Raw genomic sequence first — 25,838 nt, forward strand, 5'->3', positions numbered from 1 at the left:
CATGAACTAGATCTGGTTGCTGCTCAGCTAAACAACAGACCGAGAAAGACACTGAAGTTCAAAACACCGAAAGAGATAATTGAAAGGGGTGTTGCATTGACAGATTGAATCTACAACCGCGCATCACGTCCTGCTCGTCGCGCAGATAAACGCAGACATCGCACCAATCCGTGGTATCCACAAACTGGCGGTTATAGGCACGAAGCCCAGTCAGTAATTCGTCTTTATCTTCCTGCGTAATAATTTCTTTAATAACAAAAGGCATATTTTCTCCATTATTTTTATTGGCCGTCCTCAGTAATTTCACAAAAAATTCTTTCTTTCTCCATTATTTTCTGCACAAAGAAAAAAATAAAAAATCAGTATCAGAAAATGCTTTTCATCACGCTTTCGCTACGTATAATGAACACGAAATGAGAACGATCGTTCTCATCGTTTCAAAACGGTGGAGACTCGCAATGAGCAGCAAACTGGAGGCCCGGCAAAAAGCCCGGCAGGACGACATCATTACCGCCGCGCGGCGCTGTTTCCGCCAGAGCGGTTTTCATGCCGCCAGCATGTCCCAGATTGCCGCCGAGGCGAAGCTCAGCGTAGGGCAAATCTACCGTTATTTCAGCAACAAAGACGCCATTATCGAAGAGATGATCCGCCGGATTATCGACCATCGCATCGCCGAGATGGAGGGCAAAACCCAAACCCATCTGATGCCGCACATGCTGGCATGGCGCGAAACGCTGAGCGAAGACGACGATGCGCTGATGCTGGAGATGTCCGCCGAAGCCACCCGCAATCCACAGGTCGCCGCCTGGCTGAAAGCCGCCGATGAACGCATGTTTAACAACGCCTGCGAGCACCTGCGTCAAACGTATCCTGAGCTGAGTGAAACGCGCATTCGCTGCTGCGTAGAAGTGATGGCCGTGATGGTTGAAGGCACCATTTATCGTCGTCAGGTTCCCCAACAGGTGGCCTCTGACGAGATGGAAAAAATCTATCAGGAAATTATTAATATGCTCGTATCCGCAAAATAATTAATTCCATTTAGATACCAGGGGATATTTTTATCCCCCTTTTGTCGTTTCCAGCCCACCGGAGACGCAGGCTTTTTCGCACCCAAAATCCTCACCCCTATTCGGCGAGGAGGGTGTCGTTCACCCTGAGAAAAATATGAAATACATAACAACCACCATCGCTGCATTATTTCTCCTGAGCGGATGCGATAATGCCCCCACCGCCTCACCGGAGCGTCCCGCTCAGGAAGTCGGTATTGTCACATTAAAAAGCCAACCCGTTTCCGTGGTCAGCGACCTGACCGGGCGCACCACCGCCGCGCTGAGCGCCGAGGTGCGTCCACAGGTCTCCGGCATCATCCAGAAACGGCTTTTTAATGAAGGCGATAACGTCAAAGCGGGCCAACCGCTGTACCAGATTGACCCGGCCAGTTTCCGCGCCACCTATAACGAAGCCGCCGCCGCGCTGAAGCAGGCGCAGGCGCTGGTCGTCGCCGATTGCCAAAAGGCGCAGCGTTATGCACTTTTAGTGAAAGATAACGGCGTATCGCGGCAGGATGCCGACGATGCGCAGTCCACCTGTGCACAGGACAAAGCCAGCGTCGAGTCGAAAAAAGCCGCGTTAGACAGCGCGCGTATTAACCTCGACTGGACCACCGTCACCGCGCCCATCGCCGGGCGCATCAGCATCTCTTCCGTCACGCCGGGGGCGCTGGTCACCGCCGAGCAGACCACTACGCTTGCCACCATTCGCGGCCTCGACACCATCTACGTTGACCTCACCCGCTCCAGCGTCGACCTGCTGCGTCTGCGCAAGCAATCCCTGGCGACCAACAGCGACACCCTTAGCGTGACGCTAACCCTGGAAGACGGCAGCACCTACAGCGAAAAAGGCCGCCTGGCGCTCACCGAAGTAGCGGTGGACGAGTCCACCGGCTCGGTCACTCTGCGTGCCGTATTCCCCAACCCGCACCAGCAGTTGCTTCCCGGCATGTTCGTCCGCGCCCGCATTGATGAAGGGGTGATGAGCGAGGCGATTCTTGCCCCACAGCAGGGCATTACCCGCGACGTGAAGGGTAATGCCACCGCGTTAGTGGTTGATGCCAATAACAAGGTTGAGCAGCGCACGCTGGAAACCGACGGCACCTACGGCGATAAATGGTTGGTACAAAGCGGCCTGAAAAACGGCGACCAGCTGATTGTGGAAGGTACCGATAAAGTGACGGTCGGGCAGACGGTCAAACCCGTCGCCGTGCAGCATAACGGAGGCAAAGCCTGATGTTCTCTCGCTTCTTCGTGCGTCGCCCGGTCTTTGCCTGGGTTATCGCTATTCTGATCATGCTCGCCGGGATGCTGGCAATCCAGACGCTGCCGGTGGCGCAGTACCCGGACGTGGCGCCGCCGACCATTCAGATTTCTGCCTCCTACACCGGGGCCTCCGCCGACACGCTGGAAAACAGCGTCACCCAGGTGATTGAGCAGCAGCTTACCGGCCTCGATAACCTGCTCTACTTCTCCTCCACCAGCAGCTCCGACGGCACGGTGAGTATCAACGTTACCTTCGAGCAGGGTACCGACCCGGATACCGCGCAGGTTCAGGTGCAGAACAAAGTGCAGCAAGCGGAATCCCGTCTGCCGAGCGAGGTTCAGCAGGCGGGCGTCACGGTGGTGAAATCCCAGAGCAGCTTCCTGCTGATCATGGCGGTTTACGACACCACCGACAAAGCCACCAGCTCGGATATCGCCGACTGGCTGGTCAGCAATATGCAGGATCCGATGGCGCGTATTGAAGGCGTCGGCAGCCTGCAGGTATTTGGCGCGGAATACGCCATGCGCATCTGGATGGACCCGGCAAAACTGGCCTCCTATTCGCTGATGCCGTCCGACGTGGAAACGGCAATTGAAGCGCAGAACGTGCAGGTTTCTGCCGGTAAAATCGGCGCGCTGCCGTCACCAGCCACCCAGCAGCTTACCGCCACCGTGCGCGCGCAGTCGCGCCTGCAAACGGTCGAGCAGTTCAAAGATATTATTGTTAAAAGCCAATCCAACGGTTCGGTAGTGCGCATCGGCGATGTGGCGCGCGTCGAGATGGGCAGCGAAGACTACACCGCTACCGCCAAGCTGAACGGCCACCCGGCCGCCGGGGTGGCGGTGATGCTGGCGCCAGGCGCTAACGCGCTCGATACCGCTACCCGCGTGAAGGACAAAATCGCCGAGTTCCAGCGCAATATGCCGCAGGGTTACGACGTTGCCTTCCCGAAAGACAGCACCGAATTCATCAAGATCTCCGTCGAAGACGTGGTGAAAACGCTGTTTGAGGCCATCGCTCTGGTGGTCTGCGTGATGTACCTGTTCCTGCAAAACATCCGCGCGACGCTGATCCCCGCGCTCGCGGTGCCGGTGGTACTGCTCGGTACCTTCGGTGTGCTGGCGCTGTTTGGCTACTCCATCAACACCCTGACGCTGTTTGCGATGGTGCTGGCGATAGGCCTGTTGGTGGATGATGCCATCGTGGTAGTGGAAAACGTCGAGCGTATTATGCGCGACGAAGGGCTGCCCGCCCGTGAAGCCACCGAAAAATCGATGGGCGAGATCTCCGGCGCGCTGATTGCCATCGCGCTGGTACTGTCGGCGGTATTCCTGCCAATGGCCTTCTTCGGCGGCTCCACCGGGGTGATATACCGTCAGTTCTCGGTCACCATTATCTCCGCCATGATGCTGTCGGTGGTGGTCGCCCTGACCCTGACACCGGCGCTGTGCGGCTCTATTCTTCGCCACACGCCGCCGCATAAAAAGGGCTTCTTCGGCAAATTTAACCGCTTCTACAGCGCCACTGAACACAGCTACAAACACCGCGTCATGAACGTCCTGCGCCGCTCCGGCACGGTGATGGTGGTTTATCTCGCCATCTGCGGCGGCATGGCGCTGGCGATGTGGAAACTGCCGGGTAGCTTCCTGCCGGTAGAAGATCAGGGTGATGTGATGGTGCAGTACACCCTGCCCGCAGGCGCCACGGCTTCCCGTACCGCCGAAGTGCGCCAGCAGGTGATCGACTGGTTCCTGACCAAAGAGAAAGCCAACACCAACGTCATTTTCACCGTCGATGGTTTCAGCTTTAGCGGCAGCGGGCAGAACGCCGGGATGGCCTTCGTAGCGCTGAAAAACTGGTCGCTGCGTCCGGGCGAAGAGAACAGCGCACAGGCCATTGCGCTGCGTGCCACCAAAGAGCTCAGCAGCATTCGCGATGCCACGCTGTTCGCCATGACCCCACCTGCCGTTGACGGCCTGGGGCAGAGCAACGGCTTCACCTTTGAGCTGATGGCCAACGGCGCAACCGACCGCGATACGCTGCTAAAAATGCGCAATCAGCTGATTCAGGCCGCCAACCAGGACCCATCGCTGCATGCCGTACGCGCCAACGATTTGCCACAGATGCCGCAGCTTCAGGTGGATATCGACAACAACAAAGCCGTCTCGCTGGGCCTGTCGCTGAGCGACGTGACCTCGACGCTTTCCAGCGCCTGGGGTGGCACCTACGTAAACGACTTTATCGACCGTGGGCGCGTGAAAAAGGTCTATATCCAGGGCGATAGCGACGCCCGCGGCGTGCCGTCGGATCTCGGCAAATGGTTCGTGCGCGGCAGCGATGACAGCATGACCCCATTCTCCGCCTTCGCCACCACCCGCTGGGAGTACGGCCCGGAAAGTCTGGTGCGCTACAACGGCTCCGCAGCCTATGAAATTCAGGGCGAGAACGCCGACGGCTTTAGCTCCGGCCTTGCCATGGCGAAGATGGAAGCGCTGGCCAACAGCCTGCCCGCGGGTACTACCTGGGCATGGAGCGGCCTGTCGCTGCAGGAAAAACTGGCGAGCGGTCAGGCGATGAGCCTGTACGCCATCTCGATTCTGGTGGTGTTCCTCTGTCTGGCAGCACTCTATGAGAGCTGGTCGGTGCCGTTCTCGGTCATCATGGTTATCCCGTTGGGCCTGCTCGGCGCGGCGCTGGCGGCGTGGATGCGCGGGCTCAGCAACGACGTTTACTTCCAGGTGGCGCTGCTGACCACCATTGGGCTGTCGTCGAAAAACGCCATTCTGATCGTCGAATTCGCCGAGGCCTCCGTGGCGCAGGGCTACTCGCTGACCCGCGCGGCCATGCGGGCGGCACAAACCCGTCTGCGCCCAATCATCATGACCTCGCTGGCATTTATCGCCGGGGTGATGCCGCTGGCGGTCGCCACCGGGGCGGGCGCTAACAGCCGCGTCGCCATCGGTACCGGGATTATCGGCGGTACGCTAACGGCTACCCTGCTGGCGATTTTCTTTGTTCCTCTGTTCTTTGTGCTGGTGAAACGTCTGTTTGCCGGCAAACGCGGTCGTCAGGAGTAAGCTATGTTTCGTTTGTCTTTGTTATTTATTGCGTTCCTGAGCGTCGGCTGCGTGTCGATGGACCCTAACTACCAGCGCCCGGACGCCCCCATCCCGGCAAGTCTGCCGGGCAGCCACGGCGAAGCCACCGCGGTTGTCGGTAACTGGCAGCAGGTGGTGAACGATGTGCGTCTGCAAAAGCTGGTGAATCAGGCAATCAGCAGCAACCGCGATGTGCAAAAAGCCATTGCCGACATTGACGCCGCCCGCGCGCAGTACGGCGAAACCCGTGCGTCGCTGATGCCGACCGTCAACGCTGAACTCAGCAACACCCGCAGCCGCACGTTGGCGAGCGGGGTGAGCACCACCGCGCAGGCCGACGGTGCAGTCTCCAGCTTCGAGCTGGATCTGTTTGGCCGTAACCAGAGCCTGTCCCGCGCAGCGCGCGAAACCTGGCTTGCCAGCGAGTACACCGCGCAGAACACCCGACTGACGATGATTGCCGAACTGACCAGCGCGTGGGTAACGCTGGCAGCGGACAACAGCAATCTGGCGCTGGCGCAGCAGACCATGGCGAGCGCCGCGGATTCGCTGAAAATCGTCCAGCGCCAGCAGCAGGTTGGCACCGCAGCGGCCACCGACGTCAGCGAGGCGATGAGCGTCTATCAGCAGGCCCGCGCCAGCGTCGCCAGCTATCAGACGCTGGTGATGCAGGGTAAAAATGCCATTAATCTGCTGGCAGGCACCACCGTGCCGGACTCCCTGCTCCCCGGTACGCTGGAGAGCCTGGCCGCCAACACCATCTCGCTGGTCCCGGCGGGCGTCTCGTCGTCCGTGCTGCTAACGCGCCCGGATATTCAGGAAGCGGAGCACAATCTGAAGAGCGCCAATGCCAATATCGGCGCGGCGCGCGCCAACTTCTTCCCGACCATTTCGCTTACCGCCAGCGCCGGGGTGGGCAGCGATGCGCTATCTTCACTGTTTAGCCACGGCATGAGCGTCTGGTCATTTGCGCCTTCCATTTCACTGCCGCTGTTTACCGGCGGCAGCAATCTGGCGCAACTGCGCTACGCCGAGGCGGAGAAGAAGGGGCTGATTGCCACCTACGAAAAGACGATTCAGAGCGCGTTTAAAGACGTGGCGGATGCGCTGGCGCGCCGCCAGACGCTGAGCGAGCAGTTGGACGCCCAGCGCCAGTACGTGGCGGCGGAACAGCAGACGCTGGACGTGGCGATGAAGCGCTATCAGGCGGGCGTTGGGGATTACCTGACCGCGCTGACCGCGCAGCGTACGTTATGGTCGGCGCAACAGACGCTGATTGCGTTGCAGGAGACGGATCTGGCAAACCGGATCACGCTGTGGCAGTCGCTGGGGGGCGGAGCGAGTTGATGTGTTGGTGCGGGGGTTTCCCCCTCACCCTAACCCTCTCCCCGAAGGGGCGAGGGGATCTTTTTCTCCCTCTCCCTTCCAGGGAGAGGGCCGGGGTGAGGGTGCAACGAGCACCATCCCCTCCATTGATTATGAAGAATAAAAAGGAGCTTTCATGCCGCGTATTTCCCTTTCCTGGGTCGTGGTGCTGGGCCTGCTTTGTGCCATCGGCCCACTGTGTACCGATTTTTACCTGCCGGCATTGCCGGAAATCACCGACCAACTGAGTGCCACCGGCACCCAGACCCAACTGTCCCTCACCGCCGCACTCATCGGCCTCGGTCTCGGGCAGCTGTTTTTCGGCCCGCTCAGCGACCGCATCGGCCGCCGCAAGCCGCTGGCTATCTCCCTGCTGCTGTTTATCTTCTCATCAGCAATGTGCGCCATCACCCACGATATCCATATGCTGATCGTCTGGCGCTTCGTGCAGGGCTTCGCGGGCGCAGGCGGATCCGTGCTGTCACGATCTATCGCCCGTGACCGTTACCAGGGCACGCAACTGACGCAGTTTTTCGCCCTGCTGATGACCGTCAACGGCATCGCCCCAGTGCTTTCACCGGTGCTGGGCGGCTATATCATCACCGCCTTCGACTGGCGCATTCTGTTCTGGACGATGGCAGGGATCGGCGCGGTACTGCTGGCTTTAAGCCTCGTCGTGCTGCATGAAACGCTACCTGCCAAAAGCGCCAGCACCGCGCAGCAGACGGAAGGCACACCGGTGCTGAAGAACCGCCGCTTTATGCGCTACTGCCTGATTCAGGCCTTTATGATGGCCGGGCTGTTCTCCTACATCGGTTCGTCGTCGTTTGTCATTCAAAGCGAATACGGCATGAGCGCCATGCAGTTCAGCCTGCTGTTTGGCCTGAACGGTATCGGGCTGATTATCGCCGCGCTGATTTTCTCCCGCCTGGCCCGCCGCATCCCTGCGGAAACCCTGCTGCGCCGCGGCCTGCTGCTGGCGGTATTCTGCGCGCTGGTAACCCTGCTGCTCGCCTGGCAACAGCACGCCGTGCTGGCGTTGGTTGGCCTGTTCTTCACCGTATCGTTTATGAGCGGCATCAGCACCGTCTCTGGGGCCGAAGCGATGAACGCGGTGGATAGCGCGCAGTCGGGCACCGCCTCCGCGCTGATGGGCACGCTGATGTTCGTCTGCGGCGGCATCGCCGCACCGCTTGCGGGCCTTGGTGGTGAAACGATGCTTAAGATGAGCCTCGCCATGGCCATTTCCTACGGTCTGGCGCTGTTCTTCGGCCTGCTGAAGCCTCGCGTAGCGCAATAATCCCTTTCGCGGTAATAAAATATTCCAATATTATTACCGCGAATTTCCTGCCCCCGTCGGAATCACCGCGTATCCCCAACGTGCTAATCGTGATACCCTTCACATGATTGGAATAATTAATTCCTTATACTGCCTGCCACTGAGAATGATGAGGTTTCCTGATGAGTATCGACCTGAGCAAACTGCTGACCGAACGCCGCAACGCCAACAGCGCTAACATTGACACCCTCTCCACCGAAGCGATGTTGACGGTGATTAACAACGAAGATCAGCTGGTTGCCCATGCGATCACCCCCTACATTCCGCAAATTGCTCAACTTGTTGATAGCGTAGCCGACGCGTTCCGCCGCGGCGGCCGCCTGATTTATATCGGCGCAGGCACCTCCGGACGTTTAGGCATTCTCGACGCCAGCGAATGCCCGCCCACCTTCGGCACTCGTCCAGAGCAGGTCGTCGGCCTGATTGCCGGTGGCCATACCGCTATCCTGAAAGCCGTCGAAAACGTGGAAGATAACGCGGCACGCGGCGCAGAAGATTTACAGGCGCTGGGCTTTAACGAACGCGATGTGCTGGTCGGCATCGCCGCCAGCGGCCGCACCCCGTACGTGCTCGGCGCAATGGAATATGCCCACCAGCAGAACGCACTGGTCGCCATTGTTAGCTGCAACCCGCATGGCGAAATGGCGCAGCGCGCGGACATCGCCATCACCCCGGTCGTTGGCCCGGAAGTGGTCACCGGTTCAACCCGCCTCAAAGCTGGCACCGCACAGAAGCTGGTGCTGAACATGATTACCACCGGCGCGATGATCCGCAGCGGCAAGGTCTACAGCAACCTGATGGCGGATGTGGAAGCGACAAACGCCAAGCTTATCGAGCGTCAGATTTCCATCGTGATGAAGGCCACCGAATGCGACCGCACCACCGCGCAGGCAGCGCTGGACGCCTGCGGCCGCCACTGTAAAACCGCCATCGTCATGGTGCTGGCAAACCTGAGCGCCGACGAGGCAAAACAGCTGCTGGCGGACAACAACGGCTTTATCCGTAAAGCGTTAAAAAACTAATTCGACTGACTGGGATACCGTGGAATGGCCAAAATAAATAAAGCGATGATAGCCCGCCTCCTCGACCTGGTTGGCGGCGCACCGAACGTCGTGCAGGCCGGTAACTGCATGACCCGCCTGCGCTTAACCCTGCGCAGCGATGTGCACGCCGACGTAGCGGCCATCCGCCAGGTGGAAGGCGTGCTGGGCGTGGTGGTCAGCGAGGAGCAGTTCCAGATAATCCTCGGCCCGGGCAAAGCACAGACCGCGGCAGAGATGATGAACGAGCTGTTGGAAAATGAACCCGTTACTCGCGATGAGCCAGCCAGCGGTGGGTCACTGGCCGATATTGCCAGCGCCAAAAAGCAGGAGCTGAAGGGCAAACAGACCGGCGGCGTGCAAAAGTTTCTGGCGAAGTTTGCCACCATCTTTACTCCGCTCATTCCGGGCTTTATCGCCGTCGGGCTGCTACTGGGCTTTGCCACGCTCGCCGAGCAACTCTTTGTGCTGGAGAACGCGCACCCCAACGCCACGCTGGTTGGCATCATCAGCTACATGAAAATCTTCAGCAAAGGGATGTTTACCTTCCTGAGTATTTTGATTGGCTATAACGCGCAGAAAGCCTTTGGCGGCTCCGGCGTCAACGGTGCCATCATCGCCGCGCTGTTTATCCTCGGCTATGACCCGAAAGCCACCGTCGGCTTCTACTCCGGCATCACCGACTTCTTCGGCCACGGTATCGACCCGCGCGGTAATATTATCGGCGTGCTGATCGCCTCTATTATTGGCGCCTGGGTGGAAAAACAGGTCCGCCGCATCATGCCAGCGAACCTGGATATGATCCTCACCTCGGCGGTGACGCTGTTGATTATGGGCGCGGTCACCTTCGTGGTGATAATGCCTATTGGCGGCTACCTGTTTACCGGGATGTCCTGGCTGTTCCTGCACCTCAACGGTAACCCGTTCGGCTCCGCGGTGCTGGCCGGTCTGTTCCTGCTGGCGGTGATGTTCGGCGTGCATCAGGGCTTTGTGCCGGTCTATTTTGCGCTGATGGAAGCGCAGGGCTTTAACTCGCTGTTCACCATTCTGGCGATGGCCGGTGCAGGCCAGGTCGGCGCGGCGCTGGCGCTCTACGTCCGTGCAAAGCAGGATTCTCTGCTGCGTACGCAGATTAAAGGGGCGATCATTCCCGGCCTGCTCGGCGTAGGCGAGCCGCTGATTTACGGCGTTACGCTGCCGCGTATGAAGCCGTTTGTCACCGCCTGTCTCGGCGGTGCCTGCGGGGGCTTCTTTATCGGCCTGGTGGCTTGGTTGGGGCTGCCAGTCGGCCTCAACACCGTCTTTGGCCCCTCCGGCCTGGTGGCGCTGCCGCTGATGACTTCCCATAGCGGCATCTACGCCGGGATGGCGGTCTACGCCGCGGGCCTGCTCGTAGCCTACTTCTTCGGCTTCCTGCTCACCTGGCTGTTTGGCAGTAAAAACGTCGATCTCAGCTAACCCTTTTGCCCCCGGCGCACCGCTGGGGGCAAGCCTCTGCCCATGCTATGATGCCCGCCAGAATAAAATCATATGACAGGGTTGAGGAAAAATGGGTGCCACCAGAAAAGGGATGCTGAACGTCTTAGTTGCCGCGATATTGTGGGGAAGTTCAGGCGTTTGTGCGCAGTACATCATGGAACACAGCCAGATGCCGTCGCCGTTTCTGACGATGATTCGCCTGCTCTCCGGTGGCTTTATCCTGCTGACGTTCTCTTTCCTGCACGGCGATGGCATTTTCCGCATCCTGAAAGAGCGCAAAGACATTCTCAGCCTGCTGCTGTTCTCCCTTGTCGGCGCAATGACCGTTCAGCTCACCTTCCTGCTGGCGATTGAAAAATCCAACGCCGCCACGGCGACCATTTTGCAGTTCCTGTCGCCAACCATTATCGTCGCCTGGTTCGCCATTGTGCGCAAAGCGCGCCCAGGGCGCTTTGTCTTTGCCGCCATTGCGACCTCGCTTATCGGTACGTTTTTGCTGGTCACCCACGGCGACCCAACGTCGCTATCGATTTCCGGCGCGGCGCTGTTCTGGGGGATCGCCTCGGCCTTCGCCGCCGCGTTCTACACCACCTATCCTTCCACGCTAATCGCCCGCTACGGCACGCTGCCGATCGTCGGCTGGAGCATGCTGCTTGGCGGCGCGATGCTGCTGCCGTTCTACGCGGGAGATGGCGCAAACGTGGTGATTACCGGCAACCTGCTGCTGGCTTTCTTCTACCTGGTGGTGATTGGCACCTCCCTCACCTTCAGCCTGTACCTTAAAGGCGCGCAGATGATCGGCGGCCCGAAAGCCAGCATCCTCAGCTGCGCCGAGCCGCTCAGCAGCGCATTACTGTCGCTGCTGCTGTTAGGCATCAGTTTCACCCTGCCAGACTGGCTAGGCACGCTACTGATCCTCTCCTCGGTGGTGCTGATTTCCCTGGACTCACGCCGCAGAACGAAAACGGCGTAGCAGTGTGCTGCCCGATAGCGCGAGCTATCGGGTCAGATTTTAGTGGCACAGCGAGGCAATTTCGTCAGCCGAAAGCCCTGTTATCATTTCAACCAGAGCGCGATCTATTCCGTTTTCCAGCATGGTACGGGCAATGCGCTGCGCCTCTTGCTGGATACCCTGTTGCAACCCCTGCTGAACCCCCACCTGCAATCCCGCCAGATGCCCCTCTTCCCGCAGTCTCTCCGCAATCGTCATCATCTTCTCCTTCTGTTCGGGTAAACGCGCTACCGCCGCCTGGAGAAACTCATGAAAGCGCACCGCATCTCCCGACCGCAGTAAATAATTAAACAGCGCTTCCATCTGGCTGTCATTAGCACATCCCGTAACCAGCAACAGGGCGAGTCTATCCACCAGCCCCAGCAGATCGCGCTGACGAATATGCTTTTGCACCAGCTCCAGCAGCGCGATTCGCCGGTGATGCATAATCTCGTCGTCAGGCACCACCGTGATATCGACTAGCGGAAATGCGTCTGCATACAGCGCGCGAGCCGCCGCCGGATTCGCGAACTCATCCAGCCAGCACAGCGAGAAGGGATAGGGGCTTTGCATGCCGTGATAAAAAAGCATGGGGATCACCAACGGTAGCGTCGGGTGGCCTGCATCCAGATGACGCTGCATCGCCGACAGTGCGTAGCGCAACAGCCGGAAGGCCATATGCGGGTCAGGTGAACTTTGGTGTTCAATCACCACGTAGATATAGCCTTCACCTTCCGTGGTCTGTAACGACCACAATACATCGGAATAATAGGCACGGAGACTCGGCTCAATGAAGCTGCCGGATGCCAGCGTTAGCGTTTGCAGGTCGCACAGCGCTCGCAACGCCTCCGGCAGATGAATAGCCAAAAAATCCCGCGCCGTTTCCGGGTGGCATAAAAACTGTTTGAAGACCGCATCGTGCGGTGTGGAGGTGGTCATGGCGTTCCGTCACCCAGAGAGCTAATGGTAGGACTCTACGTACAAGATGCCGAGAAAGCAGGCGCGAATTACCGCTTCTACGAGCCGCTACGGAAGGTTTTAGCGTACCAGTGCAACACCTTCATTTGACCGGAAAGCGCCTCGCAAAATGACGTGCCGAGGAATGCGTCTATAGTTAACTAAGCGCATGAACATAAGGATATTCGCAATGAAAAAAGTCAGTATTGTTGTTTCGCTCGCCATCTCCCTGCTGCTGCCCGCCGTGGTACTGGCCTCACCGCTGGAAGGTCTTAAGTTTGAGCAGCAAAAACAGCAGGTGGTGAAGGACGTGAAGCAGAACTGCCCTGCCAGCAGTGGGCTGAGCGATACGCAGTTTGCCAACCGCGTGCTGGAGTCAAAAGACAACAAAACCGCGGTGCAGAGCGCCACGCGGGCGCTGGATAAGAACGATCGCTCTGCCTATGAGAAGGCGATTAACAGCATTCAGTGCCCGACCCAATAGCATCGAGTCAGCGTCGGCCGGATAAGGCGAAGCCGCTATCCGGCAACGTGCCGCACCACGCCTGATGGCGCTACGCTTATCAGGCTTACCTCCCGCCCCTCTGACATGACTTGTCCAATTGATGCGCATTTCTCTCACCCCCAAACGACAATTTTCTGTGAGCCAGGACGAAATAATTAGTCTCATAAGCATGAGAAATTGATGGATGTCACACTTCTTGATTTTATGAATAGAAACCGGTTTCAGTTTCATATCAAATCACAATCGCAATAACTTTTTACATTTAGAGGATGGGCATCAATGAACAAAATTATGCTCTGCCGCTGATTTATTCAGCGCGCGAAAAAGATGTTTAAATGAACTCTCGTTATCACTCGTGGTTTCGCGAACCATTATTTATGGACGCTAAACACGGTGGTCATGTGCGTTATTTATATGCTGACCTCTGCGGCCATGTATTGACTATTGCTGTACCCCGAAAGTCGTTCATTAATGAAAAAACAAAGTGCAGGCGTTAAAATCAACTGCGCCATAACCTGGAACCGTTAGTTAAGTCAGATAAATTTAACAGTAAGCATTGATATATTATTTCCGACCTCTTTTTATCATAACTTTAAATAGTTAGAGGATATTATTATGGTTAGGTTAGAGGACGCGGTAATGGAAATAATCATTAACGCGGGCCAGTCCAGATCGCTGTGCTTTGAGGCGCTACACGCCGCACGACAGGGTGAAATGGAGGAAGCCAGAAATCTCCTGCGGGAAGCCGATGGCTATGCCCGTCAGGCGCACCATATGCAAACCCGGCTTATTGAGCAGGATGCAGGTGACGCGCGTCAGCCCATGACCCTAATTATGGTACACGCGCAGGATCATTTGATGAATTCGTTACTTGCTCGTGAACTTTCGGAAGAAATCATTCATCTTTACCAACGTTAATATTAAATTTCATTTAACTTCGGAGACATTAATTACGCTAACGATTTAACGGTACCCTACGAGAAAATAAATAAAATCAGCTTGTTTTGGTGGCGATGATAGTTATCCACCCGAACGGGATGGTTATTGTCTGAAAATATAATTAATTAATTTGAGATAACCATGAAAACTGTAAAAAAACTTCCATTAGCTATGGCGGTTATTGCCGCCCTTTGCCCGCTTTCCTCTGCAATGGCACAAGAGTTTACTCAGGAACAAATTGACGCCATTGTGGCCAAGGCCGTCGATAAAGCGCTGGCAGACCGCCAGGCTAAGATGGATGCCGCCCAGGCCAAAAAAGTGGATCTGGAAACCAACCCGCAAAGCGCCGCACAAACGCCAGATATGGCCGTGCCGTTCGGCCTGAAGTTCAGCGGCTATGCGCGCTACGGTGCACACTTCCAGGCCGGCGACCAGAAATACGTTGGCGTGGACGGTTCCTATAACGGTGCCTCAGCAATTGGCCGTCTGGGTAACGAAGGGAACGGCGGTGAATTCCAGTTAACGAAAGCCTTTAAGAGCAGCAAAGGCGCGATCTGGGATATCAACGTCATGTTCGACCACTGGAGTGACGAAGTTAACCTGAAAAAAGCCTACGTTGGCGTCACCAACGTACTGGAATCTAACCCTAACGCCTATATCTGGGCGGGCCGCGACTTCCACCAGCGTCCACAACAGGGTATCAACGACTACTTCTGGATGAACCACGACGGCCAGGGCGCAGGGGTGAAAAACTTTGACGTGGGCGGCGTGCAGTTCGACGTCGCTACCGTGTCGCAGGTGAAATCCTGTAGCCCGGAAGTGATGGCCGATGCGTCTAACCCATCGCGCATCACCTGTACCGGTAACTCTGACACCGGTGACGACGGCCACTACGCGCTGACCACCAAAACCCACAACATCAAAGCGGGCCCGATTGACGTTGAGGTTTACGCTAACTACGGTTTCGACTCTAAAGCAGTGGATAACGACAAGCAGCTTGATGCCTGGCAGGGCGGCCTGCTGTTCAGCCACACCAACAGCGACGACAGCGGCGTGAACAAAGTTATCCTGCGCTACTCCGATAACTCGGATAACAGCGTATTCAACAAAACTGACGGGCTGACCGCTATCTACGCCAGCTTCGAAGGTAACTATAAGTTCACCCAGCAGGCGCAGGTGGAATACCTGTTGGCCTTCCACGACTACGACAACAGCAAAGACAACACCGACAACCGTAAAAACTACGGCGCGATCGTTCGTCCAATGTACTTCTGGAACGACGTGCACTCCACCTGGCTGGAAGCGGGTTACCAGCGTGTAGATTACGATCAGGGCGGTGATAACCACGGTTGGAAGCTGACCCTGTCGCAGAACATCGCGATTGGTATGGGCCCGGAATTCCGCCCAATGCTGCGCTTCTACGTGACCGGCGGTCAGGTGGATAACAAGCGTACGGCGAAGGTGAACGGAACGCAGGACGAGCAGCTGGATTCGCTGAACTTCGGCGGGATGTTTGAAGCCTGGTTCTAAGTTCGTGTGATAAACCCTCTCTCCCCTTTTACGGGGAGGGTTGGGGTGAGGGTTTGACTTTCGAGCCAACATACGCCCCTCACCCCCACCTTCTCACTAAAGGGGGAGAGGGGATCTTCCTGTGCAATGTGCCCTCTTTTTCCCCTCACCCTAACCCTCTCCCCAAAGGGGCGAGGGGACCGTTGAGTGTGGTGCTTTATTTCACAGTACTTCAGCGGCACCAATGTGCTCCCTCTCCCTTTTTAAGGGAGAGGTTTTTTATTTCTGCCCTAACCGTTTCGCTATACGCTCCAGCTTCATCATCAGCAGCAGCGTCATCGCCACCAGCACAATAGTCAGCGCTGCGCCGTCGGCAATATTGCCGCGATCGGTCAGGCTAAAGATGGCCACTGGCAGCGTCGTCCAGCCCGGCGGGTAGATCATCATCGTCGCCCCCAGTTCCCCCATCGATAGCGAAAGGCTCAACGCCAGCGCCGACACCATCCACGGCATCAGCAGCGGCAGCGTGACGTGACGCAGGCGATACCACGGCGAAGCACCAAGGCTTGAAGCGACATTTTCAATATCGGCAGACACCCGCGCTAGCCCGGTGGAAACGTTGCTGAAGGTGAACGCGGAGATCAAGACAAAGTGCGCCACCAGCACAATCCACAGCGTGCCGTTCATCTGCAGCGGCCCCTGGCTGAAGGCCACCAGAATGCCAAGCCCGACGGAAACCGAAGGAATCGCACTCGGCAAATAGAACAACATGCTCAGCCCCTTTTGCACCTTGCCGCTGTACTGACGCAGCGCCAGCGCCGCCCAAACACCGCACAGCAGCGCAAACAGGCTGGCGCAAAAACCAATCATCAGGCTGGCAAGCAGCGCATCCCACGCCGCACCGCGAAAAGCATTCACAAAGTGGTTCAATGTGAAGCCGCTGGGCAGGATGCCGTTCCACTGCTGGCTCAGGCTGGACATTAAAATCACCGCCAGCGGTAGGAAAAAGAAGACGCTGGCAAGCGCGGTAGCAACCACGCCCGCCGCAACGCGCCCTTTGCGCGACCAAATCAACATGGTTAGCCCCTTATGCCCGTTCGCGCGGCCGCCAGGCGGTAGAGCGAGAACAGCCCCAGCGACAGCACAATGTTAATCAACGCAATCATGCAGGCGACGCTATAGTCGGACTCCAGGATTGCTTTGCTGTAGACCATCATCGGCAGCGTATTGACCCCTTTCGCGCCGATAAACAGCACGATGCCGAATTCGTTGGTGGTCAGCAGCAGACACAGGCTGCCGCCCGCCATCAGCGCCGGTAGCGCCGCCGGGAAGATCACCTGCGCAATCACCCGCAGAGGATGCGCACCAAGAATACTGGCGGCCTCAAGCTGGCTTTTATCAATCTGGCGCAGCGCCGCCATCAACGGGCGCATCACCAGCGGGGTGAAGACGGTGATCTCCGCCAGAATCACCCCCTGCATCGAATAGAGGAAATCCACCGGCGGTAGCTCGAAGGCGAACAGATGCATCAACGTGCCGTTGAGCAGCCCTGCCGAGCCATAAATAAAAGTGAAAGCCAGGGTTATCAGGAAAGTAGGCAGCGCGATAAAGGTATCCACCACCCGGCCAATCAGTTCGCTGCCGGGAAACGGAATAAACACCAGAATCAACGACAGCGCGCTGCCCAGCAGCAGGCAGCCTGCGGTGGCGGTCAGCGCAATTTGCAGGGTGTTCATCAGCGCGCTGACAAAGCGCCGGGATTCAATCACCTGCCAGAAGATGTCCAGCCCGACGTTGCCGTTGGCGTCGCGTAGCGCCTGCTCGACGATTAGCGACAGAGGCCAGAAGAACAGCGTAGTCAGCACCAGCAGCGGCAACAGCAGCCACAGCAACGGGCGCAGGTTGGGCAGCGGTTTGGTCTGGGTCAGAGAGAGCGACATCGTTATACCTCAATCAAAACCGCATCATCGGGTTCGAACCATAGCGCCAGCGTGTCACCGGGTTTCGGCAGCGGGTCCACGTGCGTCAGGACAATACGCACCGCTTCACCAGTCACATCGCACAGCAGATGGGTGAGATCCCCCTGCCAGTGCACCGATTGCAGCGTGGCATTAAAGCGGTTGCTGACGGCCGAGCGCGGCGCCAGGCTCAGGTGCTGTGGGCGAATGCACAGCAGCTTGTTGTAACCGTGATGGCTGCCCTGGCTGAAGGCGCGAATCACCGTGCCGCCGCAGCTCACGTCCACCAGCCCCGGTGCATCCGTGATGCCCAGCGCGGTGGCGGAAAGAATATTGGCGCGCCCTAAAAACTCGGCGGCAAAGCGATTCGGCGGATGACGGTACAGCGCCCGGGTTTCGCCGTGGGCGATCATCGAGCCGTCCTTCATGATGCCGATTTTATCCGCCAGGGTAAGCGCTTCGGTCTGATCGTGGGTGACGTAGAGAATGGTGAGCTCCGGCAGTTCGCGGTGCAGGCGAGCAATTTCTTCCACCATGTTGTGGCGAATCTGCGCGTCCAGCGCCGAGAGCGGTTCATCCAGCAGCAGCACCCGCGGGCGCACGGCAATGGCGCGGGCAATCGCCACGCGCTGTTGCTGGCCGCCGGACAGCTGGTGCGGGTAACGGGTGGCATAGTCGCTCATGCCGACCGTTTTCAGCGCCTGGGTCACGCGTTCCTTAATCAGCGCCTTTGGCTGCTTTTGTGCCCGCAGGCCAAAGGCAACGTTATCTTCCACCTTCATATGCGGGAACAGCGCGTAGTTCTGCACCACCATCGCCAGCCCGCGCTGGTAAGGCGGCAGCTGAGTCACATCCGTGTCGCCGATAAGAATGCGACCGCCCGCAGGCTGGACAAAGCCCGCCACCGCGCGCAGCACCGTGGTTTTTCCTGAGCCGGAAGGGCCAATCAGCGCCAGCACTTCGCCGGGTTCAATCGTCAAAGAGAGCGGTTTAAGCACCACGTTGCCGTGGTACGCCACGCGCAGCGAGTCGAGGACAATCCCCGAGGTCCCCTGCATTGCAGGGGCAGGAACGGCGGTCGTTTTCATCAGCATCAGGCTTACTCGCTATCGGTCACTTTATGCCAGCGGGAGATGTCTGCTGACAACGAGACGGCAACGTCATCCCAGTTTGGCTGCCAGCTCTGCACGCCCGTCATCGCGGCGGTTGCCGCTTTATAGTGATCGTCACTCGGGGTCACGTCGCTACGCACCGGCATCCCCCAGGAGAGCGCGCTGACGCTGGTTTGCGCCTCTTTGCTCAGCAGGAAGTTAATCAGTTTCTTGCCGTTTTCACTCTCCGGCGCGCCCTGGACTAAGCCAATCACGTACGGGATAGCCAGCGCGCTGCGCTCGCCTTTGTCGTTAGCCGGCCAGAAGATTTTCACGTTCGGGTTACGTTCCATCTGCGCGAGGTTCATCTGCAGGTCGCCGTTCGCCACATACAGTTCGCCTTTATTGACCAGCGCGGTCAGTTTGCCGGTAGAAGCGGATGGCCCGACGTTGTTGGCCTGCAGTTTGCCGAGATAATCAAACCCAGCGTCTTTGCTGCCGAAGCTGTGGAAGGCCTGCAGCATTACTGCCGTGCCGTCAGCGGCCTGGCCTGGGGTGGAGTACTGGAGTTTGTTTTTGAACTGGCCGTCGAGGAGGCTCTGCCAGGTGGCCGGGGCGGTTTTCAGCACCTTGCCGTTGTAGATAAAGCTCAGGTAGTTCTTCACCAGCGGCGAGTAGAGGTCGTTGGCATCCGGAATCGCACTGGCGGCGTCGGTTTTAAAGCTTGCCAGCAGTTTTTCAGAAGCGGCACGCTGAATGAACGGCGGTGCGGTCACCAGCACGTCGGCCTGCGGGTTAGTGCGCTCTTTAGCCAGGCGCTCCACCACCACGCCGCCGCCGCCTTCAACGTAGCGCACGGTAATGCCGGTCGCTTTGGTGAACGCGTCGAACTGTGACTGATACCAGCTGTTGTCACCGTCGTGCAGTCCGTCGATGGAGTAAACCGTGACCACCGATTCCGCCCATGACGGGGCGCTGGCGAGGGCAAAAACAGACAGCAGAGCAAGTCGGGAAAGTTTCATCGTAATAGCCTCATAGCGTGCGTTTTGTGTTTCTGGCCTATACCAGATTTGCTTTTTACGCTAAACGGCTTTTGTGACAATACGATGAAGGATTTATTGATGCGCGAATCGGCAGGATCGTTTGTAGGCCGGATAAGGCGCGCAGCAACGCCATCCGGCAAACGGCGGTTAGTGGGTATCCACCTCAATACGCAGGCTATCGTGACGCCAGTATTCAATATCCAGATCGAGCACGCGCCCGTGCTGATCGTAGTTAAGACGGCGCAGCAGCAGCGCCGGGCGCCCTTCCATCACGCCCAACGCCTGCGCGGCCTGCGCTGGCATGGCGGTCGGGTAAAACGACAGATGCATACTGGTATAGACAAGGTTGTAGTGCGACTCATACACCTCGGTCAGGCTGCCGTTGAGATCGTACTGCAACAGCTCCGGCACGCGGGCGGGCAGACAGTGGTTTTCGCTGTAGCAGACAGCGCGGCCATCGGCGTAGCGCAGACGGGTCAGCAGGTAGATTTGGTCAAACGGCTGAAGCTGTAACGGCTCCATCGCCTCCACCGGCACGGTGGTCAGCACGCCGCTCAGCAGCGCGGTTTTCGGCTCACGGCCCTGCTCGCGGCACAGCTTGTGGAAGTTGGTGTTCTGGGTCGGGTCGAGCCACAGGCGTTCCGGCGTGACAAACCAGCCGCGACGGTCGGCGCGCCAGATAAGCCCGCTGGCCTCCAGCTGCGCCAGGCTTTCGCGAATGGTGATACGCGTGGTGTTGAAGATCGCGCACAGTTCACGTTCAGACGGCAGCTTATCGCCGCTTTTCAGCGCGCCGCTCTGGATGCGCGCCTGCAGCTGCGCCTTGATCAACAGGTACTGTGGGACATCGCCCGGAATCGCTTTCATAGTCGCTCGCTGTCACTTTTCTCTGCCGCCATTATACAGACGCAGATGAATTTTTTGTTGCAGAGCCATTTTCCCTTTGACCCTTTGCCGAAAAGATCGTCATGATAAATGCAAATCTGGTATAGACCAAAGGTAAATAACATGACTTCGCGTAACTATCTGCTGCTGACCCCCGGCCCACTGACCACCTCACGCACCGTGAAAGAAGCGATGCTGTTCGATAGCTGCACCTGGGACGATGATTACAATATCGGCGTGGTGGAATCTATCCGCCAGCAGTTGACTGAACTGGCAACCGCCGCTGACGGCTACACCTCCGTGCTTCTGCAGGGCAGCGGCAGCTACGCTGTGGAAGCGGTGCTGGGCAGCGCGCTCGGCAAGCAGGATAAGGTGCTGATTGTCAGCAACGGTGCCTACGGCGCTCGCATGGTGGAGATGGCGGGAATGATGGATATCGCCCATCACGCCTATGACTGCGGCGAAGTGTCCCACCCGGACGTGCAGGCGATCGCTGAGATCCTCAAAACCGACCCGGCGATCACCCATATCGCCATGGTACACAGCGAAACCACCACCGGGATGCTCAACCCGATTGATGAGGTCGGCGTGCTGGCCCGTCAGTACGGCAAAACCTATATCGTGGACGCGATGAGCAGCTTCGGCGGTATTCCGATGGATATTGCCGAGCTGAATATCGATTTCCTGATTAGCTCCGCCAACAAATGTATTCAGGGCGTGCCGGGCTTTGCCTTCGTGATTGCCCGCGCGGACAAACTCGCCGCGTGCAAAGGCCGCTCCCGCTCGCTGTCGCTGGATCTCTACGCCCAGTGGCGCTGCATGGAAGATAACCACGGCAAATGGCGATTCACCTCGCCAACCCATACCGTGCTGGCGTTTGCTCAGGCGCTGAAAGAGCTGGCGGAAGAAGGCGGCGTGGCGGCGCGTTATCAGCGCTATCAGCAAAACCAGCGCAACCTGGTTGCCGGTATGCGGGAACTGGGCTTTACCACCCTGCTGGACGACGCACTGCATTCACCGATCATCACCGCGTTCTATTCTCCAGAAGACCCGCAGTACCGCTTTAAAGCGTTTTATAGCCGCCTGAAAGATCAGGGGTTTGTTATCTATCCGGGCAAGGTATCACAGAGCGACTGTTTCCGGATCGGCAACATCGGTGAGGTGTATGACGCCGATATCGCTGCCCTGCTGACCGCCGTTCGCCATGCGATGTACTGGACAAAATAAGGAGCCATCATGAACCGTATTAACGCCGTTATTCTCGATTGGGCGGGCACCACCGTCGATTTTGGCTCCTTTGCGCCGACGCAGATTTTTGTCGAAGCTTTCCGCCGGGCGTTTGGCGTGGAGATAACGCTTGCCGAAGCGCGCGTGCCGATGGGGCTGGGCAAGTGGCAGCATATTGAAGCGCTGGGCAAACTGCCGTCCGTCGATGCCCGCTGGCAGGCGAAGTTTGGCCGTGCGATGAATGCGGCAGATATCGATGAGATTTATGCCACCTTTATGCCGCTGCAAATTGCCAAAGTTGTCGATTTTTCCGCGCCGATCGCCGGGGTTATCGACACGATTGCGGCACTGCGTAACGCCGGCATCAAGATTGGCTCCTGCTCCGGCTACCCGCGTGCGGTGATGGAGCGCCTGGTGCCCGCCACCGCCGAGCACGGCTACGCGCCGGATTGTTGGGTCGCCACCGACGATCTCGCGGCGGGCGGCCGTCCGGGGCCGTGGATGGCACTGCAAAACGTGATTACGCTGGGTATCGATACGGTGAGCCGCTGCGTGAAGGTGGACGATGCCGCACCGGGCATTACCGAGGGGCTAAATGCCGGGATGTGGACCGTAGGGCTTGCGGTGTCGGGCAATGAGTTCGGCGCGACGTGGGAGGAGTATCAGGCGATGCCCGTTGCAGAGATTGCTACCCGCCGCGAGCACGCCGCCAGCAAGCTGTATGCCGCCGGGGCGCATTACGTGGTGGATTCGCTGGCGGATTTACCGGGGGTGATTGCCGAGATTAATGCGCGGCTGGCAAAGGGCGAACGCCCGTAACAGGTAGCCCGGGCGAGGCATTTATGCCGACCCCGGGGCCATTCCCGGCGGCGCTTCGCTTGGCCGGGCTACACGATTATTCAACCGCGCGGTTATTTAATCCGTACCTTCGCCGTCACCAGTAGCGCGGTCAGCAGCATCAACGCCCCGGAGAGCATCAGCGGTGACGTCAGCCCCAGACGGTCCAGCGCTAAACCACCAATCGCCGCCCCGCAGGTATTCGCCAGCTGGATAACCGCCACCTGAATCGACCCCGCTTTCTCCGCCTGGTCGGCCAGCGAGCGGGTGATCCACGTTGACCAGCCCACCGGCACCAGCGCGAACGCCAGCCCCCAGATAATGGCGATACCTGCCGCCACGGCCTTTTCGCTTCCCCACAGCGTCAGCACCAGCGCGCTTATCGCCAGAATCAGCGGCGCACCGGCCAGCGCCAGTTTGACCGAGCGCTTCAGAATAACCGCCGAGAATGAGGTGCCGATAAAGCTGGCAATCCCGAAGCTCAACAGCACTAAGGTCAGGCCATCGACGTCAAAGCCCGCCAGGTTCATATAGATTGGGCGAATATAGGTGAAGAAGGCGAACTGCCCGGCAAAGGACATAAAGATGGCAATCATCCCCGCCATCACGCCGGGACGCTTCAGCAGGCTAAACATATTCTGCTTGTGGTGCGCCGGTTCCCCCGGCAGCGACGGCAGCGCTTTCACCACCCAAAAGATGCACACCACGCCCATCACCGCCGCCGCGTTAAACACATTGCGCCAGCCAATAATGCCGCCCAGGAAGCTGCCGAGCGGCGCGGCAATCACCAGCGCGATAGAGACCGCGCCAAAGATAACCGACAGCGCTTTCGGCACCGTACGCGCCGGTACCAGGCGCATCGTCAGCGAAGCCGACATCGCCCAGAAGCCGCCCAGTGCCAGCCCCAGACAGGCGCGTCCCATCAACAGCAGGGTAAACGAGTTGGCAAACGACACCAGCAGACAGGAGAGCGTCAACAGAACGGAAAATAGAATCACCACGTAGCGACGGTCGAGGCTACCAATAATCTGCGTGACAAACAGGCTGGAGAACATGGCGACAAACGCGGTTACGGTGACCGACTGACCGGCCACGCCTTCAGAAATCCCCAGATCTTCTGCCATCGGCGTCAGCAAGCTGACTGGTAAAAATTCCACGGTAATCAGGCAAGCCACACAAAACGCCACGGCAAAAACCGCCGACCAGTTCGGCCGCAGAACGCCCTCTGTGCGGGGCTTTGCTTCACTATGCTCACTCATTTTTTTGTTACCTGCGCGGTGTTTTTGCGGAAAGGATGCGCAGTGTAACATCTTAAGTGTGATGGATTTAACGTTTTGGCAACGATTAAAGATGGAACGCTATCTTCTTTCCCGTTGGCAGCGTGACATCAATGCTGATCTCTCCGCCGAGCGCTGCGACGTAACGCCTCAGCGTCGACAAACGTGGATCGTTCTCTGCCTGTTCCATCTTCGCAACGGTGGGTTGCTTTACGCCCATTGCGGTAGCCAACTCCGCCTGAGACAGGTTGAGTTCTTCGCGCAGCATGCTTAACGTGACGGTCTGGCGTAACGCTTCGACTTTCTCAGCGATTCGCGCCTGACTTTCCGGGCTCTGTTTATCCATTAGCTCTTTAAGGGTCGCCATCATCATTCCTTACTTGTTCAGGTGCTTACGGTACTCAGCATCAGCAAGATTGATCATCTCTTTATAAAACCGTCTTTCGTTTAATCCTGTTTTATCTCCTGCACATAGCACGATGGCGCAGCGGGAAGGATCAAACGCAAAAAAGGCCCGAATGGGATTTCCCTGATGTTGTACACGAAGCTCTTTCATATTCGTAAAAGCAGAGCCATTAACCGTATCCGCAAAGGGGCGCGACAGCTGCGGCCCGAACTCGGATAAAATCACCATCGCGGCGAGCATATCTTCCCTTAAGGCTTCGGTCTGTCCCTCAAACCAGCTGTCGAAAACATCCGTTGTTTCCACCGACCACATCTGCGATCCCTCATAGCCAATAAGCTATAAATAAATTATAGTTTATTGGCTATATAAGCAAGATTAGTTTCTTTTCCGGTAATGCTTGCCGGATAAGCGTAGCGCCTATCCGGCTTTGGCAAACTCACTCCCCTCGCGCCGATTTCACCAGCCCGGTAATCCACTCCTGATGGCCGTTAATCATCGGGTTCGGCACGGTGCGCGCCAGTTCCTGCGCCGGGACGCCAATCTGCGATTCCTGGGTCAGGATACGCACGCGGTTACCCGGCAGGTCTTCGAACAGCCAGGCATGGATCACGTCCAGACGGGTGGTGGCATCACCTTCCGCCCAGCCGTGCCAGGCCACACGCGCGGCTTCGCCGTCGACCGGTGGGACGTATTCGGTGATTTGCGCTTCAATCGGGAAGCCGAAGGTAGAGAAACGGAAGCGGGCGTTGGCGCTCAGCATCGGGCCGCTGCCGTCGTGGAAATGAATATCCGCTACGTTGCTGTAGTAGGTTGGCCACAGCGTGGTGTCGTCAAGCTGTGCCCAAATCTGTTTGGCGGTCAGGCCGCTGACGATGATTTCGTTAGAGGCAAAGTTGTCAGTGGTGCCAGGCAGGTAGCCTTCTGGCCAGACGATAGCGCTTTGTTGCATTGACTGTTTCATGATGAACCTCGTGAGTAATGATGTTGACGAGGTAAATCATGCGCTCAGGAGTGATATAAATATAATCATCAATATTAATAAACAACATCACACAACGTGATATCAATGCAGCCAGTGCACACCGTTTTCATCATGGAACAGCGCGTTGTAGCGGTACTGAAAGGCGTTCAGCTCGCTGATTTCCGGCTCCAGCTCGCGCAGGAAGCTCAGCGCCAGACGAATCTGGGCGTCGGTAATCGGCGCCGCCAGACGCGCTTTTTGCAGCCGTCGGTGCCAGCTCAGCATGTTCACTTCACTGCCGTCGACAATGCACACCTGCCAGATCAGCAGCATCTGCGCCGCATTCTGCAAATGCGCTTCGTTCGGCCGCTCCAGATAGCGTAAATACTCTTCGCCCTGCGCTTTCCCTAGCTGGTCTACCATCGACTCTACCGGTTCTGGGGTAATACCGAGCCGTTCACTAAGACGGCGAATCGCCCGTCGGGAACTTGAGGTCAGGATCCGAAATCCTACAACAAACACCACCACCAGAGTGGCCAGAATCAACCAGATCATGCACGCTCTCACCTTAGCTAAACCCCGACATGATAATGGGATTTTGCGCCCTGTCGATAA

The 25,838-nt window shown here is 57.8% G+C and carries 26 protein-coding genes; 14 read left to right on the plus strand and 12 right to left on the minus strand.

What is annotated here, in order from left to right:
- Nucleotides 1–108, plus strand: a 108-nt coding sequence (locus FHC49_RS24485) for a hypothetical protein (protein ID WP_004999739.1), incomplete at its 5' end; no start/stop codon positions are given.
- On the opposite strand, the gene FHC49_RS20665 is transcribed toward FHC49_RS24485, so the two are convergent.
- Entirely contained in the window at nucleotides 59–307 is a 249-nt protein-coding gene (locus FHC49_RS20665; RefSeq protein ID WP_220440803.1) for a hypothetical protein, read from the minus strand. The genes FHC49_RS24485 and FHC49_RS20665 overlap by 50 nt on opposite strands.
- A gap of 151 nt (nucleotides 308–458) precedes the next feature.
- Between FHC49_RS20665 and FHC49_RS20670 the strand changes: the two genes are divergently transcribed.
- The 8 genes from FHC49_RS20670 to FHC49_RS20705 all read left to right on the plus strand — a co-directional run bounded on the left by FHC49_RS20670 (nucleotide 459) and on the right by FHC49_RS20705 (nucleotide 11,610).
- A complete protein-coding gene (locus FHC49_RS20670; protein WP_185668098.1) occupies nucleotides 459–1,028 on the plus strand; it encodes a TetR/AcrR family transcriptional regulator in 570 nt (189 codons plus the stop codon).
- 136 nt (nucleotides 1,029–1,164) lie between these two features.
- Entirely contained in the window at nucleotides 1,165–2,286 is a 1,122-nt protein-coding gene (locus tag FHC49_RS20675) for an efflux RND transporter periplasmic adaptor subunit (RefSeq protein ID WP_220440753.1), read from the plus strand.
- Complete coding sequence (locus tag FHC49_RS20680; RefSeq protein WP_220440754.1) at nucleotides 2,286–5,393, plus strand: efflux RND transporter permease subunit; 3,108 nt, start codon at nucleotides 2,286–2,288, stop codon at nucleotides 5,391–5,393. The genes FHC49_RS20675 and FHC49_RS20680 overlap by 1 nt, the downstream gene beginning before the upstream one ends.
- A gap of 3 nt (nucleotides 5,394–5,396) precedes the next feature.
- Nucleotides 5,397–6,761: an efflux transporter outer membrane subunit gene (locus FHC49_RS20685; RefSeq protein WP_220440755.1), complete on the plus strand. Its 1,365-nt coding sequence runs from the start codon at nucleotides 5,397–5,399 to the stop codon at nucleotides 6,759–6,761.
- 154 nt (nucleotides 6,762–6,915) lie between these two features.
- Nucleotides 6,916–8,079 carry a multidrug effflux MFS transporter gene (locus FHC49_RS20690; protein WP_220440756.1) on the plus strand — a complete coding sequence of 388 codons (1,164 nt, stop codon included), beginning with the start codon at nucleotides 6,916–6,918 and terminating at the stop codon, nucleotides 8,077–8,079.
- 161 nt (nucleotides 8,080–8,240) lie between these two features.
- Nucleotides 8,241–9,140 (plus strand): N-acetylmuramic acid 6-phosphate etherase, encoded by a 900-nt coding sequence (gene murQ / locus FHC49_RS20695; RefSeq protein WP_220440757.1) that lies wholly within the window; start codon nucleotides 8,241–8,243, stop codon nucleotides 9,138–9,140.
- 24 nt (nucleotides 9,141–9,164) lie between these two features.
- Nucleotides 9,165–10,616 carry a PTS N-acetylmuramic acid transporter subunit IIBC gene (gene murP, locus FHC49_RS20700; RefSeq protein ID WP_220440758.1) on the plus strand — a complete coding sequence of 484 codons (1,452 nt, stop codon included), beginning with the start codon at nucleotides 9,165–9,167 and terminating at the stop codon, nucleotides 10,614–10,616.
- Between the two features lie 91 nt (nucleotides 10,617–10,707).
- Nucleotides 10,708–11,610 (plus strand): EamA family transporter, encoded by a 903-nt coding sequence (locus FHC49_RS20705; protein ID WP_185668105.1) that lies wholly within the window; start codon nucleotides 10,708–10,710, stop codon nucleotides 11,608–11,610.
- Nucleotides 11,611–11,649: 39 nt separating this feature from the next.
- Here the strand turns inward: FHC49_RS20705 and FHC49_RS20710 are convergent, their stop codons facing one another.
- The gene (locus tag FHC49_RS20710; RefSeq protein ID WP_220440759.1) at nucleotides 11,650–12,567 is read right to left on the minus strand and encodes an Rpn family recombination-promoting nuclease/putative transposase; all 918 of its coding nucleotides are present in this window, start codon (nucleotides 12,565–12,567) and stop codon (nucleotides 11,650–11,652) included.
- A 208-nt stretch (nucleotides 12,568–12,775) separates the two neighbouring features.
- Here FHC49_RS20710 and FHC49_RS20715 point away from each other — a divergent pair, with 208 nt between their 5' ends.
- From FHC49_RS20715 to FHC49_RS20725, 3 genes are all read left to right on the plus strand, one after another.
- On the plus strand, nucleotides 12,776–13,069 hold the full coding sequence (locus tag FHC49_RS20715; RefSeq protein ID WP_220440760.1) for a YicS family protein: 294 nt from the start codon (nucleotides 12,776–12,778) through the stop codon (nucleotides 13,067–13,069).
- A gap of 636 nt (nucleotides 13,070–13,705) precedes the next feature.
- Nucleotides 13,706–14,008: a PTS lactose/cellobiose transporter subunit IIA gene (locus tag FHC49_RS20720; RefSeq protein WP_185668108.1), complete on the plus strand. Its 303-nt coding sequence runs from the start codon at nucleotides 13,706–13,708 to the stop codon at nucleotides 14,006–14,008.
- A 162-nt stretch (nucleotides 14,009–14,170) separates the two neighbouring features.
- Nucleotides 14,171–15,559, plus strand: coding sequence for a carbohydrate porin (locus FHC49_RS20725; protein WP_185668109.1), 1,389 nt, complete (start codon nucleotides 14,171–14,173; stop codon nucleotides 15,557–15,559).
- A gap of 258 nt (nucleotides 15,560–15,817) precedes the next feature.
- Here FHC49_RS20725 and phnV read toward each other — a convergent pair whose 3' ends face one another.
- The 5 genes from phnV to phnR form a co-directional block, all read right to left on the minus strand.
- Nucleotides 15,818–16,615 carry a 2-aminoethylphosphonate ABC transport system, membrane component PhnV gene (gene phnV / locus FHC49_RS20730; protein ID WP_185668110.1) on the minus strand — a complete coding sequence of 266 codons (798 nt, stop codon included), beginning with the start codon at nucleotides 16,613–16,615 and terminating at the stop codon, nucleotides 15,818–15,820.
- A gap of 2 nt (nucleotides 16,616–16,617) precedes the next feature.
- On the minus strand, nucleotides 16,618–17,478 hold the full coding sequence (gene phnU, locus FHC49_RS20735) for a 2-aminoethylphosphonate ABC transporter permease subunit (RefSeq protein ID WP_220440761.1): 861 nt from the start codon (nucleotides 17,476–17,478) through the stop codon (nucleotides 16,618–16,620).
- Nucleotides 17,479–17,480: 2 nt separating this feature from the next.
- Nucleotides 17,481–18,590, minus strand: coding sequence for a 2-aminoethylphosphonate ABC transport system ATP-binding subunit PhnT (gene phnT, locus FHC49_RS20740; RefSeq protein ID WP_220440762.1), 1,110 nt, complete (start codon nucleotides 18,588–18,590; stop codon nucleotides 17,481–17,483).
- Nucleotides 18,591–18,595: 5 nt separating this feature from the next.
- A complete protein-coding gene (gene phnS / locus FHC49_RS20745) occupies nucleotides 18,596–19,609 on the minus strand; it encodes a 2-aminoethylphosphonate ABC transporter substrate-binding protein (protein WP_220440763.1) in 1,014 nt (337 codons plus the stop codon).
- Between the two features lie 168 nt (nucleotides 19,610–19,777).
- Nucleotides 19,778–20,497 (minus strand): phosphonate utilization transcriptional regulator PhnR, encoded by a 720-nt coding sequence (phnR, locus tag FHC49_RS20750; protein WP_035895042.1) that lies wholly within the window; start codon nucleotides 20,495–20,497, stop codon nucleotides 19,778–19,780.
- A 141-nt stretch (nucleotides 20,498–20,638) separates the two neighbouring features.
- Here phnR and phnW point away from each other — a divergent pair, with 141 nt between their 5' ends.
- Complete coding sequence (gene phnW / locus FHC49_RS20755; protein ID WP_220440764.1) at nucleotides 20,639–21,742, plus strand: 2-aminoethylphosphonate--pyruvate transaminase; 1,104 nt, start codon at nucleotides 20,639–20,641, stop codon at nucleotides 21,740–21,742.
- A gap of 9 nt (nucleotides 21,743–21,751) precedes the next feature.
- Entirely contained in the window at nucleotides 21,752–22,561 is an 810-nt protein-coding gene (gene phnX / locus FHC49_RS20760; protein WP_220440765.1) for a phosphonoacetaldehyde hydrolase, read from the plus strand.
- 92 nt (nucleotides 22,562–22,653) lie between these two features.
- Here the strand turns inward: phnX and nepI are convergent, their stop codons facing one another.
- The 5 genes from nepI to FHC49_RS20785 form a co-directional block, all read right to left on the minus strand.
- A complete protein-coding gene (gene nepI, locus FHC49_RS20765) occupies nucleotides 22,654–23,838 on the minus strand; it encodes a purine ribonucleoside efflux pump NepI (RefSeq protein WP_220440766.1) in 1,185 nt (394 codons plus the stop codon).
- A gap of 85 nt (nucleotides 23,839–23,923) precedes the next feature.
- Complete coding sequence (locus tag FHC49_RS20770; protein ID WP_185668117.1) at nucleotides 23,924–24,223, minus strand: helix-turn-helix domain-containing protein; 300 nt, start codon at nucleotides 24,221–24,223, stop codon at nucleotides 23,924–23,926.
- Between the two features lie 9 nt (nucleotides 24,224–24,232).
- On the minus strand, nucleotides 24,233–24,574 hold the full coding sequence (locus tag FHC49_RS20775) for a type II toxin-antitoxin system RelE/ParE family toxin (RefSeq protein WP_220440767.1): 342 nt from the start codon (nucleotides 24,572–24,574) through the stop codon (nucleotides 24,233–24,235).
- A 124-nt stretch (nucleotides 24,575–24,698) separates the two neighbouring features.
- On the minus strand, nucleotides 24,699–25,211 hold the full coding sequence (locus FHC49_RS20780) for an SRPBCC domain-containing protein (RefSeq protein WP_220440798.1): 513 nt from the start codon (nucleotides 25,209–25,211) through the stop codon (nucleotides 24,699–24,701).
- A 114-nt stretch (nucleotides 25,212–25,325) separates the two neighbouring features.
- Nucleotides 25,326–25,778 carry a DUF1198 family protein gene (locus tag FHC49_RS20785; protein ID WP_185668119.1) on the minus strand — a complete coding sequence of 151 codons (453 nt, stop codon included), beginning with the start codon at nucleotides 25,776–25,778 and terminating at the stop codon, nucleotides 25,326–25,328.
- Nucleotides 25,779–25,838: the final 60 nt, after the last annotated feature.

Origin of the sequence: Kluyvera sp. EC_51, assembly GCF_019584505.1 — a bacterium.
In the GTDB taxonomy this organism is placed as follows: Bacteria; Pseudomonadota; Gammaproteobacteria; order Enterobacterales; family Enterobacteriaceae; genus Kluyvera; species Kluyvera sichuanensis.

Excerpts from the sequence above, each read along its gene's own strand:
- FHC49_RS20670 (WP_185668098.1), top strand. The coding sequence starts at position 459 with ATGAGCAGCAAACTGGAGGCCCGGCAAAAAGCCCGGCAGGACGACATC.
- FHC49_RS20675 (WP_220440753.1), top strand. The coding sequence starts at position 1,165 with ATGAAATACATAACAACCACCATCGCTGCATTATTTCTCCTGAGCGGA.
- FHC49_RS20680 (WP_220440754.1), top strand. The coding sequence starts at position 2,286 with ATGTTCTCTCGCTTCTTCGTGCGTCGCCCGGTCTTTGCCTGGGTTATC.
- FHC49_RS20685 (WP_220440755.1), top strand. The coding sequence starts at position 5,397 with ATGTTTCGTTTGTCTTTGTTATTTATTGCGTTCCTGAGCGTCGGCTGC.
- FHC49_RS20690 (WP_220440756.1), top strand. The coding sequence starts at position 6,916 with ATGCCGCGTATTTCCCTTTCCTGGGTCGTGGTGCTGGGCCTGCTTTGT.
- murQ (WP_220440757.1), top strand. The coding sequence starts at position 8,241 with ATGAGTATCGACCTGAGCAAACTGCTGACCGAACGCCGCAACGCCAAC.
- murP (WP_220440758.1), top strand. The coding sequence starts at position 9,165 with ATGGCCAAAATAAATAAAGCGATGATAGCCCGCCTCCTCGACCTGGTT.
- FHC49_RS20705 (WP_185668105.1), top strand. The coding sequence starts at position 10,708 with ATGGGTGCCACCAGAAAAGGGATGCTGAACGTCTTAGTTGCCGCGATA.
- FHC49_RS20710 (WP_220440759.1), bottom strand. The coding sequence starts at position 12,567 with ATGACCACCTCCACACCGCACGATGCGGTCTTCAAACAGTTTTTATGC.
- FHC49_RS20715 (WP_220440760.1), top strand. The coding sequence starts at position 12,776 with ATGAAAAAAGTCAGTATTGTTGTTTCGCTCGCCATCTCCCTGCTGCTG.
- FHC49_RS20720 (WP_185668108.1), top strand. The coding sequence starts at position 13,706 with ATGGTTAGGTTAGAGGACGCGGTAATGGAAATAATCATTAACGCGGGC.
- FHC49_RS20725 (WP_185668109.1), top strand. The coding sequence starts at position 14,171 with ATGAAAACTGTAAAAAAACTTCCATTAGCTATGGCGGTTATTGCCGCC.
- phnV (WP_185668110.1), bottom strand. The coding sequence starts at position 16,615 with ATGTTGATTTGGTCGCGCAAAGGGCGCGTTGCGGCGGGCGTGGTTGCT.
- phnU (WP_220440761.1), bottom strand. The coding sequence starts at position 17,478 with ATGTCGCTCTCTCTGACCCAGACCAAACCGCTGCCCAACCTGCGCCCG.
- phnT (WP_220440762.1), bottom strand. The coding sequence starts at position 18,590 with ATGCTGATGAAAACGACCGCCGTTCCTGCCCCTGCAATGCAGGGGACC.
- phnS (WP_220440763.1), bottom strand. The coding sequence starts at position 19,609 with ATGAAACTTTCCCGACTTGCTCTGCTGTCTGTTTTTGCCCTCGCCAGC.
- phnR (WP_035895042.1), bottom strand. The coding sequence starts at position 20,497 with ATGAAAGCGATTCCGGGCGATGTCCCACAGTACCTGTTGATCAAGGCG.
- phnW (WP_220440764.1), top strand. The coding sequence starts at position 20,639 with ATGACTTCGCGTAACTATCTGCTGCTGACCCCCGGCCCACTGACCACC.
- phnX (WP_220440765.1), top strand. The coding sequence starts at position 21,752 with ATGAACCGTATTAACGCCGTTATTCTCGATTGGGCGGGCACCACCGTC.
- nepI (WP_220440766.1), bottom strand. The coding sequence starts at position 23,838 with ATGAGTGAGCATAGTGAAGCAAAGCCCCGCACAGAGGGCGTTCTGCGG.
- FHC49_RS20770 (WP_185668117.1), bottom strand. The coding sequence starts at position 24,223 with ATGGCGACCCTTAAAGAGCTAATGGATAAACAGAGCCCGGAAAGTCAG.
- FHC49_RS20775 (WP_220440767.1), bottom strand. The coding sequence starts at position 24,574 with ATGTGGTCGGTGGAAACAACGGATGTTTTCGACAGCTGGTTTGAGGGA.
- FHC49_RS20780 (WP_220440798.1), bottom strand. The coding sequence starts at position 25,211 with ATGCAACAAAGCGCTATCGTCTGGCCAGAAGGCTACCTGCCTGGCACC.
- FHC49_RS20785 (WP_185668119.1), bottom strand. The coding sequence starts at position 25,778 with ATGATCTGGTTGATTCTGGCCACTCTGGTGGTGGTGTTTGTTGTAGGA.